This window comes from Aquibaculum arenosum (assembly GCF_029222965.1).
Taxonomy (GTDB): Bacteria; Pseudomonadota; Alphaproteobacteria; order Kiloniellales; family DSM-21159; genus Aquibaculum; species Aquibaculum arenosum.
In genome coordinates, this window is the sequence record NZ_JARHUD010000003.1 from 65,270 (window position 1) to 78,441 (window position 13,172).

General features: G+C 68.0%; 12 protein-coding genes. 3 read left to right on the forward strand and 9 right to left on the reverse strand.

Annotated elements, in window-relative coordinates; all coding sequences use genetic code 11:
- Positions 1-11: 11 nt before the first annotated feature.
- A complete protein-coding gene (locus P2G67_RS05375) occupies positions 12-929 on the forward strand; it encodes a choline/ethanolamine kinase family protein (protein ID WP_275820800.1) in 918 nt (305 codons plus the stop codon).
- 16 nt (positions 930-945) lie between these two features.
- On the opposite strand, the gene purD is transcribed toward P2G67_RS05375, so the two are convergent.
- Positions 946-2,220 carry a phosphoribosylamine--glycine ligase gene (gene purD / locus P2G67_RS05380; protein ID WP_275820802.1) on the reverse strand — a complete coding sequence of 425 codons (1,275 nt, stop codon included), beginning with the start codon at positions 2,218-2,220 and terminating at the stop codon, positions 946-948.
- A 65-nt stretch (positions 2,221-2,285) separates the two neighbouring features.
- Here purD and xseA point away from each other — a divergent pair, with 65 nt between their 5' ends.
- The gene (gene xseA / locus P2G67_RS05385) at positions 2,286-3,863 is read left to right on the forward strand and encodes an exodeoxyribonuclease VII large subunit (protein WP_275820803.1); all 1,578 of its coding nucleotides are present in this window, start codon (positions 2,286-2,288) and stop codon (positions 3,861-3,863) included.
- 31 nt (positions 3,864-3,894) lie between these two features.
- Here xseA and P2G67_RS05390 read toward each other — a convergent pair whose 3' ends face one another.
- Positions 3,895-5,832, reverse strand: a complete 1,938-nt coding sequence (locus P2G67_RS05390) for a transglycosylase domain-containing protein (RefSeq protein WP_275820805.1) — start codon at positions 5,830-5,832, stop codon at positions 3,895-3,897.
- Positions 5,833-5,884: 52 nt separating this feature from the next.
- Here P2G67_RS05390 and P2G67_RS05395 point away from each other — a divergent pair, with 52 nt between their 5' ends.
- The gene (locus P2G67_RS05395) at positions 5,885-6,169 is read left to right on the forward strand and encodes a hypothetical protein (RefSeq protein ID WP_275820807.1); all 285 of its coding nucleotides are present in this window, start codon (positions 5,885-5,887) and stop codon (positions 6,167-6,169) included.
- 151 nt (positions 6,170-6,320) lie between these two features.
- Here P2G67_RS05395 and rplS read toward each other — a convergent pair whose 3' ends face one another.
- The 7 genes from rplS to P2G67_RS05430 all read right to left on the reverse strand — a co-directional run bounded on the left by rplS (position 6,321) and on the right by P2G67_RS05430 (position 13,112).
- Positions 6,321-6,728: a 50S ribosomal protein L19 gene (rplS, locus tag P2G67_RS05400; RefSeq protein WP_322099643.1), complete on the reverse strand. Its 408-nt coding sequence runs from the start codon at positions 6,726-6,728 to the stop codon at positions 6,321-6,323.
- Between the two features lie 11 nt (positions 6,729-6,739).
- On the reverse strand, positions 6,740-7,465 hold the full coding sequence (gene trmD, locus P2G67_RS05405) for a tRNA (guanosine(37)-N1)-methyltransferase TrmD (RefSeq protein ID WP_322099656.1): 726 nt from the start codon (positions 7,463-7,465) through the stop codon (positions 6,740-6,742).
- Between the two features lie 54 nt (positions 7,466-7,519).
- Entirely contained in the window at positions 7,520-8,077 is a 558-nt protein-coding gene (gene rimM / locus P2G67_RS05410; RefSeq protein ID WP_275820811.1) for a ribosome maturation factor RimM, read from the reverse strand.
- 29 nt (positions 8,078-8,106) lie between these two features.
- A complete protein-coding gene (rpsP, locus tag P2G67_RS05415; protein ID WP_275820813.1) occupies positions 8,107-8,508 on the reverse strand; it encodes a 30S ribosomal protein S16 in 402 nt (133 codons plus the stop codon).
- Positions 8,509-8,570: 62 nt separating this feature from the next.
- Entirely contained in the window at positions 8,571-10,028 is a 1,458-nt protein-coding gene (ffh, locus tag P2G67_RS05420; protein ID WP_275820815.1) for a signal recognition particle protein, read from the reverse strand.
- A gap of 173 nt (positions 10,029-10,201) precedes the next feature.
- The gene (locus P2G67_RS05425) at positions 10,202-11,233 is read right to left on the reverse strand and encodes a 2-oxoacid:ferredoxin oxidoreductase subunit beta (protein ID WP_275820817.1); all 1,032 of its coding nucleotides are present in this window, start codon (positions 11,231-11,233) and stop codon (positions 10,202-10,204) included.
- Positions 11,234-11,237: 4 nt separating this feature from the next.
- On the reverse strand, positions 11,238-13,112 hold the full coding sequence (locus P2G67_RS05430; RefSeq protein WP_275820819.1) for a 2-oxoacid:acceptor oxidoreductase subunit alpha: 1,875 nt from the start codon (positions 13,110-13,112) through the stop codon (positions 11,238-11,240).
- Positions 13,113-13,172 lie beyond the last annotated feature (60 nt).

Below are 13,172 nucleotides of genomic sequence, written 5' to 3' on the forward strand. Positions count from 1 at the left end.
GTAGGACGAGCATGAGTGACAATGAAGCGATCGAGGCACTGGGGCAGCTAGCGGGCTTCGAAGCCCTGGCGGACAACGCACAGGTCACGCGCCTGGGCGGTCTGACCAATCGGGTCTATCGGGTCGAGCGGGGTGGCGAAGCCTGGGTTCTGCGGCTGCCGGGGGAAGGCACCGAGGCCTACATCGATCGCAAGGTGGAGGCGCACAATGCCCGCGCTGCCCAGCGGGCCGGGGTCTCACCGGAGTTGCTTTATGCCGATCCAGACAGCGGCGTGATGCTGATGCGCCATGTCGAGGGTGAAACGATGAGCCCCGAACATTTCCGCAGTGTGGCGGGAGCCCCCACCCGCGCCGCCCAGGCCTTCAAGCAGCTGCATCGCAGTGGCGAGACCTTCGAGTTCCACTTCGAGCTCTTCGCCATGATCGACGACTATCTCAAGGTGCTGGAGCGGCTTGGGGCCACTCTGCCCGAAGGCTACCATGACGTGGTGGCGGAAGCCGAAGGCGTCCGCGAGGCCTTGGCAGCGCAGCCGACGCCTCTCGCCCCCTGCCATTGCGACCCCTTGTGCGAGAACTTCATCGACACCGGCAGCCGGATGTGGATCGTCGACTGGGAATACTCGGGCATGAACGACCCGCTCTGGGATTTGGGTGATCTGTCCGTCGAGGCCGGTTTTACCGCGGCGCAGGACCAGGAAATGCTGGAGGCCTATTGCGAGGGCCCGGCACCTGCAGCCGTCCAGGGCCGCATGGTGATCTACAAGGCCATGTGCGATCTGCTCTGGACGCTCTGGGGCCTGATCCAGCACGCCAATGGCAATCCGGCCGAGGACTTCTGGGCCTATGCCACCGAACGCTTCGCGCGCTGCAAGATCCTGATGGCCGATCCGGACTTCGCCGAGCATCTGGCGGCCGTGCGCCGCGGCTGATCCAGCTGCGACGGCGTCACGTGAGCGCGCGCCAGCCGATGTCTTTGCGGCAAAAGCCCTGCGGCCAGTCGATGCGTGCCACAGCGGCATAGGCGCGCTCGCGGGCCTGTGCCAAGTCCTCTCCCTGGGCGCAGACATTGAGCACCCGGCCACCGGCCGCCTGCAGACTGCCGTCCTCCGCGCGCCGGGTGCCGGCGTGGAAGAGGGTGACACCCTCCACCTGCGCCGCCTGCTCCAGGCCGCGGATCTTGGTGCCCTTCTCATAGCTGTCGGGATAGCCCTCTGCCGCCAGCACCACGGTCAGGGCCGGCTGCGGCGACCAGGACAGCGAGACTTCGCTGAGCCGCCCCTTTGCAGCTGCGCTCAGCACGGCCAGCAGGTCGCTTTCCAGGCGCAGCATCAGGGTCTGGCACTCCGGGTCGCCGAAACGCACGTTGTGCTCCAGCAAGCGCGGCGTGCCATCCGAAGCGATCATCAGCCCGGCGAAGAGCACGCCGCGGAAGGGCCGCCCCTCGGCGGCCATGCCGCGCACTGTGGGCTCGACGATCTCGCGCATGACGCGCTCCTGCAGCGCCGGCGTCATCAAGGGCGCCGGGGAGTAGGCGCCCATGCCACCGGTGTTGGGCCCGGCGTCGCCGTCAAACGCTCGCTTGTGGTCCTGAGCGCTGGCCAGCGGCAGGGCCGTGGTGCCGTCGCAGAGCGCGAAAAAGCTGACCTCTTCGCCGTCAAGAAACTCTTCGATCACCACTTCGGCTCCGGCGCTGCCGAAGCGTCCTTCCAGCAGGGCCGCGTCGATAGCGGCTTCCGCTTCCGCCAGTGTCGCACAGACGCTCACTCCCTTGCCGGCGGCCAGACCATCGGCCTTGACCACGATGGGCGCGCCCTGCTCCCGGGCGAAGTCCTTGGCTGCCGCGGCATCGGTGAAGCGGCCATAGGCGGCGGTGGGAATGCCCTGGCGGGCGCAGAGATCCTTCATGAAGCCCTTGGAACCCTCCAGCGCCGCGGCCGCCGCGCTGGGGCCAAAGGCTGCGATGCCGACCTCTTCCAGCCGGTCGACCAACCCGGCTACCAGCGGCGCCTCGGGACCCACGATCACCAGCTCCGGGCGGGCCTCCCGGCAGAAGGCCATCAGGCCCTCGACATCCTCGGCGGGAATCTCCAGACACTCCGCAACCTCGGCAATGCCGGCATTGCCTGGCGCGCACCACAGTCGCTCGCACGCCGGCGAAGCCGCGATTGCCCAACAGATCGCATGCTCGCGGCCGCCGCCGCCCACCACCAATACCTTCATCCCGCCTCGATCCCTTTCCCGGCTTGTCCTACAGGCGCGCTCTTGTAGCATGGCGCGGCGAAACCATGAGTGAAACTTACACCACCCCCGGCCTTCAGCCCGAGCGCGCCGGCGCCAACCTGCCGGAGCTCACCGTCTCGGAGATCAGCGGCGCGATCAAGCGCACGCTGGAAAGCGCGTTCGATCGCGTGCGGGTGCGCGGCGAGATTTCCGGTTTCAAGCGCGCCGCCTCCGGTCACTGCTACATGGCGCTGAAAGACGAGCGGGCGGTGCTGGATGGGGTCTGCTGGCGCGGCACGGCACAGCGCCTCAGCATCCAGCCGGAAGACGGTCTCGAGGTCATCGCCACCGGCCGGATCACCAGCTACGCCGGCCGCTCCAAATACCAGATGGTAATCGACTCGCTGGAGCTTGCCGGCGAAGGCGCGCTGCTGAAGCTGTTGGAGGAACGCAAACGCAAGCTGGGTGCCGAAGGTCTCTTCGCACCGGAACGCAAGCGGGCCCTGCCCTTCCTGCCCGAGGTCATCGGGGTGGTGACCTCACCCAGCGGTGCGGTGATCCGCGACATCCTGCACCGCCTGGCCGAACGCTTCCCGCGACGGGTGCTGGTCTGGCCGGTGCTGGTGCAGGGTCAGGGCGCCGCCGAGCAGGTGGCCGAGGCCATCCGCGGGTTCAACGCGCTGCCGGCGAAGGGGCCGGTGCCACGGCCCGACCTGCTGATCGTCGCGCGCGGTGGCGGCAGCCTGGAAGACCTCTGGGCCTTCAATGAAGAGATGGTGGTGCGCGCCGCCGCAGAGTCCGCCATTCCCCTGATCTCCGCGGTCGGGCACGAAACCGATACCACCCTGATCGACTTCGCCTCTGACCGCCGGGCACCGACCCCCACCGCGGCCGCCGAGATCGCCGTGCCGGTGCGCAGCGAGCTCCAGTCCCAGGTGCTGGATTTCGAGCGGCGCCTGCTGGGCAGCAGCGTTCGGCAGCTGGCCGAACGGCGCAATCAGGTGGAGGGCCTGGCCCGGGGCTTGCCGGATCCGCAGCGCCTGCTGCAGGAGAAGACCCAGAGCCTCGACGATCGCAGCGAACGCCTGCAGCTGGCCGGACGCAGCTTTCTCGACCGCCGTGGGGCGGAACTGGAAAGCCTCGGTCATCGCCTGCCGCACCCGCGCCAGCAGCTCCGCTACGCCCAGCAGGCCCTGGATGGCGCCCGCGACCGCCTGAGCCCGGCCATGCAGCGCCTGGTCACACAGCGGCGCCAGCTGGTCGAGCGCCTGCGGCCGCTGCCGCCCCGGCGCGAACTGGCTCACGCGGTCCAGACACTGGCCACCTGTGGCGAACGGCTCGAGCCGGCGATGCGCCGGGTCCTGACCGCCAGGAAAGACACCCTGGACGCAAGCAAGCGCCTGCTGGAGACGCTCTCCTATAAGGGGACCCTGGAGCGCGGCTATGCCGTGGTGCGAGGGCCCCAGGGGCTGCAGCCTCGGGCCAAGGATGTGCGCAAGGGTGACGAACTGCGCATCGAGTTCTTCGATGGTGCGGTGACCGCGCTGGCGAGCGGCGGCCGTGAGGCCAGCTCCGCCGCGGCGAAGCCTGCCACTCCTCCGCAACCACACGGCCCGGCACCGAAACAAGGCAAGTTGCTGTAGCGAGCCGCGTTACCGACCGCAACTGCGGCACTCAGGGTCCGCCGTAGAGGTTGCGGCGCTCCTGCTGCTCCAGCATGCGCTGATGCGCTTCGTTCTCACCGCCAGAGCTGCTGGAACTTGAGCTGCCGCCACTGGCGATGCTGTCGATGAGACGATCGAGAAATCCGCCTTGATCCTCGGAGGCCTGGGCCTGGCGTTGCTCCAACTGCGGCTGCGGTTGCGGCACCGGCGCCTGGATCGGCAAGGGCTGTACGGGCTCGCCCTCCAGGGCGCGGGTGACGATAGATTTCCAAAGGCGGGCCGGCAGGCTGCCGCCGGTGACCTGTTGCATCGGCGTGCCGTCGTCGTTGCCGACCCACACACCGACCACAAGCTCCGCGGTGAAGCCGATGAACCAGGCATCGCGGAAGTCCTGGGTCGTGCCGGTCTTGCCGCCCGCCGGACGACCGGGATCGGCCGCCTTGCTGGTGCCCCAGGCAACGCTGGCCTGCAGCAGGTCGAGCATGGCTGCATGGGCGGACGGCGAGATGACCCGACCCAGCCCCTGCCCTTCGCGACGAAACACAACTTCGCCGCCCGGCGTGGCGAGGTGGCGCAGGCCGAAAGGCCAGACGCCATAGCCGCCGTTGGCGAAGGCGGCATAGGCCGCTGTGAGGTCCAGCAGAGTCACCTCGGAGGTGCCGAGCGCAAGACTGGGCAGACTGTCGAGCCGGCTGGAGATGCCCAGGCGCTGGGCCTGCTCCACCACGCTGTCCGCCCCCTGTTGCTGCAACACCTGGACGGCCACAGAGTTGAGCGAGCGGGCGAAGGCCTCGCGGAGCGTGACCTCGCCGTAGAAACGGTCGCCGAAGTTGCCGGGCGACCAGGGCCCCTGCGGCAGGGAGACGGTGATCGGCCCATCGTTCACCCGCTGATCGGGTGCCGCGCCGGCCTCCATGGCAGACAGATAGACGAAGGGCTTGAAGGCCGAGCCGGGCTGGCGCAGGGCTTGGACCGCCCGATTGAATTGGCTTTCGCCGTAGCTGCGTCCGCCGGCCATGGCCCGCACAGCGCCGTCCGGGGAGAGCATCACCACCGCCGCCTGGCTGACGCCACGTTCGGCGCCGGCGTCACTCAACAGCGCCTCGATCTCCTCCTCGACGATGCGCTGCAGCCGGGGGTCGAGGGTCGTGTGCGCCACCAAGTCGCGCTCCAGCGGCCCGATCGCGTCCTCGACCTGGCTGGTGGCCCAGTCCGCAAAATAGCGACCGCGCCCCCGCGGTCTTTCTCCCGGCGTGGCCCGTTCCTCCAGCGCGAGCAGAGCCTCCTCCTCGCTAACAAAGTCTGCCGCCACCATAGCGTCCAGGACGCTGCGGGCGCGCTCATGGGCGAGATCGGGATTGTGGGCCGGATTGTAGCGCGAAGGCGCGCGCAGCAGCCCGGCCAGCAAGGCGGCTTCATAGAGATCCAGAGCGGTGGCCGACTTGCCGAAATAGCGATTGGCCGCGGCATCCACCCCATAGGTGCCGGCTCCGAAGTAGACGCGGTTGAGGTAGAGCGAGAGGATCTGGTCCTTGCTCAGCTTGTACTCCAGCCAGAAGGCCAGAAGCAGTTCGCGGATCTTGCGATCGTAGGTGCGCTCAGAGCTGAGAAAGACGTTCTTGGCGAGCTGCTGCGTGATGGTCGAGCCGCCCTGGACCACGCGGCCGGCGCGGAAATTGGCCACCACTGCCCGGGAGAGACCGATGGGGTCGAGCCCGAAATGGCTATAGAAGCGCCGGTCCTCGATTGCCAGCACCGCCTGGGGCACATGCGCCGGCAGGTCTTCGACCGAAAGCGCAACGCCATAGAGTTCGCCGTAAGCGGCAACCCGCCCACCCTCGGCGTCCACGACCTGCAGGCTGGGTTGGCGGGTGGATTCGGCGATGCGGCGCACATCGGGCAGGTCCCAGGCGTACCAGCCGGCCACGAGCCCCACGATCAGCAGCAACCAGATCGCAGCGGCCGCGCTCCAAGCCAGCAGACGCCGCCAGAGCCCACTCTTGCGACCAGCGCCGCTCGCACTCGCCTTGGCCCTGCCGCGCCCACCGGTGCCGCTCGCGCTCTTCGCGTTGGTCTTGGCCGGGGAGGCCGTGCGCCGCGCGGTGGCTGCAGAAGCCTTGGTCTCGGCCGGCGTGCTTGCGCTTGAGCTGCTACGGGTGCTGCTGCGCGCGGCCCCACCACGGGCCGTCCGGGCGCCCGCAGACTTGGACGCCTTTCCCGGTTTGGCGCCGCCGCTGGGCGCGCGCTTGGGGGTTCGCGATAAGGGTGCCATGCCGCCTGTTTAGCGGGAACTTCCGGGCAAAAGAAAGGCAGGGGCTGTCTGCCCCGAAATGGTCACGGAGCGCGTCCAGCGATAATCCCAACGGAAAAGGGGCGCCGGAACGCGCCCGGCGCCCTGCAAAGCAGGCTTTCCCGAACCCGCAGGTTCACCAGGGCTCAGCCCTTGGCGCGCTCGCGATCGGCCTGGTTCAGCTTGGCGCTGACACCGGTGGTGGCCTCTGCGATACGCGCGGACTTGCCGCGACGGCCGCGCAGGTAATAGAGCTTCGCGCGACGCACATCGCCGCGGCGCACCACGTCGATGCCGTCGATCCGCGGGCTGTACAGCGGGAAGACACGTTCCACGCCCTCGCCGTAGGAGATCTTGCGCACGGTGAAAGCAGAGTTGATGCCGCGGTTCTTGCGCGCAATCACCACGCCCTCGAAGGCCTGGATGCGCTCGCGCGTGCCCTCAACCACCTTCACCTTCACCCGCACGGTGTCGCCGGGCGCAAAGGAGGGAATCGCCTTGGCTTCGGTCAGCTGGGCGATCTGCTCCTGCTCGAGCTGCTGAATGGTATTCATGGCCCTCGGTCCTATCCTTCGTCTTTCTCGCCGCTCTCGCGGCTTGCCAGATAACGGCGCCAGATATCCGGTCGCCGTTGCCTTGTCACGTCCTCAGCCTGCGCCCGCCGCCAGCGGCGGACCTTCTCATGGTGACCGGAGAGCAGGACCTCCGGCGCCTTCCGTCCCTGCCATTCGGCCGGACGTGTGAAGAGGGGATGCTCAAGCAGTCCCTCCTCGAACGATTCCTCTGCAGCGCTCTCGGCATTGCCCATCACCCCGGGCAGCAGCCGCACCACCGCATCCAGCAGCACCAGCGCCGCCATCTCGCCGCCAGAGAGCACGAAGTCGCCGACGCTGACTTCCAGCACCTCCCGCGCGTCCAGCACACGCTGATCGACCCCTTCGTAGCGGCCGCAGAGCAGCCGCAGGCCGGGGCCGGCCGCAAACTCCCGCACCAGCGCCTGATCCAACAGCCGCCCGCGCGGGGTCAAGTACACCAAAGGGCCCGGTCGCTCGGCGATGGCCTCGATGGCGGCGTCCACCACGTCGGGGCGCATCACCATTCCGGGTCCACCGCCCAGGGGGGTGTCGTCCACGGAGCGGTGTTTATCGCGCGCGAAATCCCGGATGTCCAGGACTTCCAAGGCCCAGAGCCCCCGTGCCAGCCCCCGCCCCGCAAGGCTGAGACCGAGTGGCCCGGGAAAGGCTTCCGGAAAGAGCGTCAACACGCTTGCGGTCCAGAGGTTGCCCCCCACATCGCCGGTCGCGTCTGCCGCCACGACAGCCCTTCCTTTCCGGACGGCGCGGACTTATGCCCTGCCGTCTCCCTCCTGTCCAGTCCCGGTCCCGTCATCGGACGCGGCGGTCACCGCCTCGGGCGGTTCGGCCACCAAGCGGCCCGCAGCCAGGTCGACCTGCGGCACCACCTGGCGGGTGAAGGGCAGGTGACTGCGGGAGCCGTCCTCGCCCTCGATCTCCAGCAGATCGCCCGCCCCGAAGTCCTGTACCGCAACCACCCGACCCAGATCGGTTCCTTCGGCCGTTTCCACCCGCAGCCCAATCAGGTCCGCGTGATAGAACTCCTCCGGATCCTCCGGGGGCGGCAGCGCACTGCGCGGCACGTAGAGCCGCAAGCCTCTGAGGGCCTCGGCGGCATCGCGGTCGCGCACACCCTCGACCTCTGCCAACAGCAGGCCCTTGACTTGCCCCTTGAGCCGAAGCGTGTACTGACGCGCGCCGGCCTCGTCGGAGAGCGGGCCGTAAGCTGCCACGCTCTCCGGGTCTTCGGTGAAGGCCTTGATGCGCACCAGCCCACGCACCCCGTGGGGACCCACAACGGCCGCCAGGCAGATGCGAGGCTCGCTCATGCCGGGCTCCGCCGGCAGCCCAATGCGACTCAGGCCTCGGCAGAGGCTTCGGTGGAGGCCTCAGGCGTCTCGGCAGCGGCTGCCGCGGCCTCCTTGCGCCGCTCCTCGGCCTCACGCAGGCGCTCCTGCGCCTTGGCCTTGGGCTGGCTCTTCTTGCTCTGCTCGCGCCGCTCGCGCGCCGGCATCAGTTCGGCATCGCTGAAGAAGCGGGCCACACGGTCGCTCGGCACCGCGCCTTGACTCAGCCAGTGCTTCACCCGCTCTTCCTTGATGACGATGCGATCGGCATGCTCGCGCGGTAGCATCGGGTTGTAGGCACCCACCTTCTCGATGAAGCGGCCGTCGCGCGGGCTGCGCGAGTCGGCGACCACGATCTGGTAGTAGGGGCGCTTCTTGGCACCGCCGCGCGAAAGACGAATACGCAAGGCCATAGCAACTTTTCCTCTGTTTCTCTAACTGTGATGAACGTCGATATCGTGTGGTGAGTTGGCGCTCAGCGACCCCCGAAGGGACCGCCCAGGCCCCCGAGGCCGCCACCGCCCAAGCCGCCGCCTCCAAGCCCGCCGCCGGGAGGCAATCCACCCCCTGGCGGCATGCCCGGCAGGTTGGGCAGACGGCCCGATTTGCCCATTTTCTTGACCTTCTTCATCATCTTCTGCGCCTCGGAGAACTGCTTGAGCAGCTTGTTCACCTCCTGCACGGAGGTGCCGGAGCCCTTGGCAATGCGCTGGCGCCGGGAGGCCTTGATGACCTCGGGGCGCGCGCGCTCCTGCGGCGTCATGGATGAGATGATGGCGAGCTGTCGCTTGACGACCTTGTCGTCGATCTTTGCGTTCTTGAGCTGATCCTGCAGCTTAGGCACGCCCGGCAGCATGCCCATGAGCTGCTTCAAGCCGCCCATCTTGGTGAGCTGCTGCAGCTGCTTGGACATGTCGTTGAGGTCGAACTTGCCCTTTTCCAGCTTCTTGGCGAGCTTTTCGGCGTCGTCCTGCTCCATGGTCTCGGCGGCACGCTCCACCAAGGAGACGATGTCGCCCATACCCAGGATACGCCCGGCCACGCGATCGGCGTGAAAGGCCTCCAAGGCATCCAGCTTTTCGCCGGTGCCCAGCAGCTTGATCGGTCGGCCCGTGACCGCCTTCATGGAAAGTGCCGCACCGCCGCGCGCATCACCGTCGACGCGGGTCAGTGCGATGCCGGTCAGGCCCACCTTGTCCTGGAAGGCCTTGGCGACATTGACCGCGTCCTGACCGGTCATGGCGTCGGCGACGAGAAGGGATTCCTGCGGCTTGACGGCGTCGCGCACCTGCGCAACCTCGTCCATCAACTCTTCGTCGATGGAAAGACGGCCCGCAGTGTCCAGCAGCACCACGTCGTAGCCTTCCAAAGCACCGGTCTGCATGGCGCGCTTGGCGATGGCCAGGGGTGGTTCGCCGGAAACGATCGGAAGCGTGTTGATGCCGGCCTGCTCACCCAGGACCGCGAGCTGGCGCTGCGCTGCGGGACGGCGGGTGTCGAGCGAGGCCATCATGACCTTCTTGCGCTCGCGCTCGGTCAAGCGCTTGGCCAGCTTGGCGCAGGTCGTGGTCTTGCCCGAGCCCTGCAGGCCGATCAGCATCACCGCCACCGGCGGCTGCGCCGCAAGATCGAGCAGCGGCGCCTGCTTGCCCTCCTCTTCCTTGGGCTTGCCGCCCAGCATCTCCACGAGCTGGTCGTGGACGATCTTGACGACCATCTGCCCCGGCGTGACCGAGCGCAGCACCTCCTGCCCGACCGCCTTCTCGCGGACGCCAGAAACGAAGTCCTTGACCACCGGGAGAGCGACATCGGCCTCAAGCAGGGCGATGCGCACCTCGCGCAGAGCCGCGTCGACATCGCTTTCGCTCAGCGCACCGCGACGGGTGAGCTTACCGAAAACATCGGACAGGCGTTCTTGCAGAGACTCGAACATGCGCTCTTCCTGGTGCCGGGCCGGATGTCGCCCCAAGCGGTTATGCGCCGGTGCGCGAACCCTCGCGGACCGGCGGTGCTCCTCGGAGCCGACAGGACGACCTGTTGGCGGAAACCGCGCGGACACTAAGGCCTGGTGCAGCCTCGGTCAAACGCTTTTGACGCACCTGCGGTTCACTCGACCGTCCAGGTGCTCCCGCTGCGCAGCAGGCCGTCGAGATCGCCCTGGATAGGCCCCGGCGCCGGCCGCCCGGTGGCCTGCCCCACCTCGGCAAGTTGACGCGCTTCCCAGGACTCGGGCCTCTCCTCGGCATAGAGTACGCCCATGGCCACCGGGAAGGGCGGCTCCAGACCCGCCAGCAGCGTCGCCAGCATGGGATCGGTCTCGTCATGCACCAGGAGGTCGCTTTCCGGCACCTCACTGAGAGAAACGACCTCGACGCGAAGCGTCCCCGGCTTGAGGCGCAGCCCCTTGTCCCGCTCGGCCCCAAAAATCATTGGCTGGCCATGCTCCAGGTGAAGCTGGCGTTCGCCTGCCACATCGCGGGCGGCAAAGAGGTCGAAGACCCCGTCGTTGTAGACGATGCAGTTCTGCAGGATCTCCACCATGGCGGTGCCGCGATGGGCGCGTGCGCGCTTGAGCACCGCCGGCATGCGCTTCTGATCGGTGTCGATGGTCCGCGCCACGAAGCTACCGCCGGCGCCGAGCGCAAAGCGGGTCGCCGAGACTGGCTGATCCAGGGAGCCGCTAGGTGTGGAGGGGGAGCGGGTGCCGGGGCGGCTGGTAGGCGAAGCCTGGCCCTTGGTCAGGCCATAGATCTCGTTGTTGAACAGCAGAAGCTGCAGATCGACGTCCCGGCGCAGCAGGTGCAGCAGATGGTTGCCGCCAATCGACAAGCCATCGCCGTCACCGGTCACCACCCAGACATCGAGATCGGGATTGGCCAGCTTCACGCCCGTCGCAATGGCCGGCGCACGGCCGTGGATCGTGTGGAAGCCATAGGTGGCCATATAATAGGGAAAGCGCGAGGAGCAGCCGATGCCGGAGACGAACACGGTCTGGGCTGGGTCGGCCTCCAGTTCGGCCAGGGTCTTCTGCACCGACTTCAGGATCGCATAGTCGCCGCAGCCCGGGCACCAGCGCACCTCTTGGTCGGTGGCATAGTCCTTGGCTTGCAGCTTCTTCGGGGCGGGCATCTCGGTCATCGCCTCAATCCTTCATCAGCGCGGTTAGCCGCGCTTCCAGTTCGGCCACCTTGAAGGGCCGGCCGGAAACCTTGGTAACGGGCACGGCATCCACCAGATAGGTGGCTCGCAGCAATGTCGCCAGCTGCCCGCCATTCATCTCGGCCACCGCCACCCGACGCCAGCGCTTCAACACGTCGCCCAGATCCTCGGGCAGCGGCCAGATGTGGCGCAGGTGCAGATGACCGACCGCCAGGCCCGCTTCGTTCATGTTGGAGACCGCCCGGCCGATGGGCCCCCAAGTCGAGCCCCAGCCCACCACCAGCAGGTCGCCGCCCTCCTCGGGCCCGCGCTCCAGCGCCAGCGGCGGATAGCTCTTGGCAATGCGCGCGATCTTGGCGGCGCGGGTTTCGGTCATGACCTGGTGGTTGTCCGGATCGTAGGAGATATTGCCGCTGAGCGCATCGCGCTCCAGCCCGCCGATGCGGTGCTCCAGTCCCGGCGTGCCGGGGCGCACCCAGGCCCGCGCCAGGCTGTCGGGATCGCGGCCATAGGGCTGGAAGCTCTCGCCCTCCGCGGGCGCTTGGGTGTGGAACTGCACGGGGAAATCCGCGAAATCGGCCATGTTCGGCACGCGCCAGGGCTCGCTGGCGTTCTGCAAGTAGCCGTCGGTCAGGAGAATAACCGGGGTCATCCAGGTGGTGGCGATGCGCGCCGCCTCTATCGCCACCTCAAAGCAGTCCGCCGCAGAGCGTGCCGAGATCACTGCCAGCGGCGCATCGCCGTTGCGGCCCCAGACCGCCTGGAAGAGGTCCGATTGTTCGGTCTTGGTCGGCAATCCGGTGGAGGGGCCGCCGCGCTGGGCGTTGACCACAATCAGCGGCAGTTCGGCGGCGATCGCCAGCCCCAGAGCCTCGGTCTTCAGCGCAACACCGGGGCCGGAGGACGCGGTGACCCCCAAAGAACCAGCATAGCCGGCACCAATGGCGGCGCAGATGGCGGCAATCTCGTCTTCGGCCTGGAAGGTGACCACGCCGAAGGACTTGAGCGACGCCAGGCTGTGCAGCAGCACCGAGGCCGGCGTGATGGGATAGCCGCAGAAAGTCAGACCCAGACCCGCCTTCTGTGCCCCAGCCAGGAGACCCCAGGACAGCGCCTGGGAACCGGTGACGTTGCGGTAGACGCCGGGCGCAAGCCGCGCCGAGGGAACGGACCAGGCGGATATCTCGCTCGGCAGTTCCGCCGTCTCGCCCCAGGCATGGCCGGCGTCCAGGGCGGCGCGGTTGGCGGCCACCAGCTCCGGGCGCTTGCCGAAGCGCTTCTCCAGCCAGTCGACCGTCGCCTGTCGCTCGCGGGCAAAAAGCCAGTAGACCAGTCCCAGCGCCCAGAAGTTCTTGCAGCGATGGGCCTCCTTCTTGGACAGGCCGAGCCCGGCCACGGCCCGCTCGGTCTGCTGGGTCATGTCGATCTCCAGCAGGCGCCAGGGCTCCAGGCTGCCGTCAGCGCGGGGATCGACCTCATAGCCCGCCTTGGTCAGGTTGCGCTTGGTGAAGGCGTCGCTGTCGAGAATGATGAGCCCGCCGCGGCGCACCTCGGCCAGGTTGACCTTGAGCGCCGCCGGGTTCATGGCAACCAGGACCTCGACCTCGTCTCCCGCCGTGCGGACCTCGCGGGCGCCGAACTGGATCTGAAAGGCGCTGACGCCAAAGGTGGTGCCGACCGGCGCGCGGATCTCTGCCGGGAAATCGGGAAAGGTCGCAAGGTCGTTGCCGGCCAGGGCCGTGGCCAGGGTGAACTGACTGCCCGTCACCTGCATCCCGTCGCCGGAATCGCCGGCAAAGCGCACAACGGCGCTTTCCACCTCCCGGCGGCTGGGAACGATCGGGCCGGAGCCTTCCATAACAAGAGTCCTCGATTGGGCTGATTGGGCTTAGGCTGTACTTAACACCTGCGCCCGGGT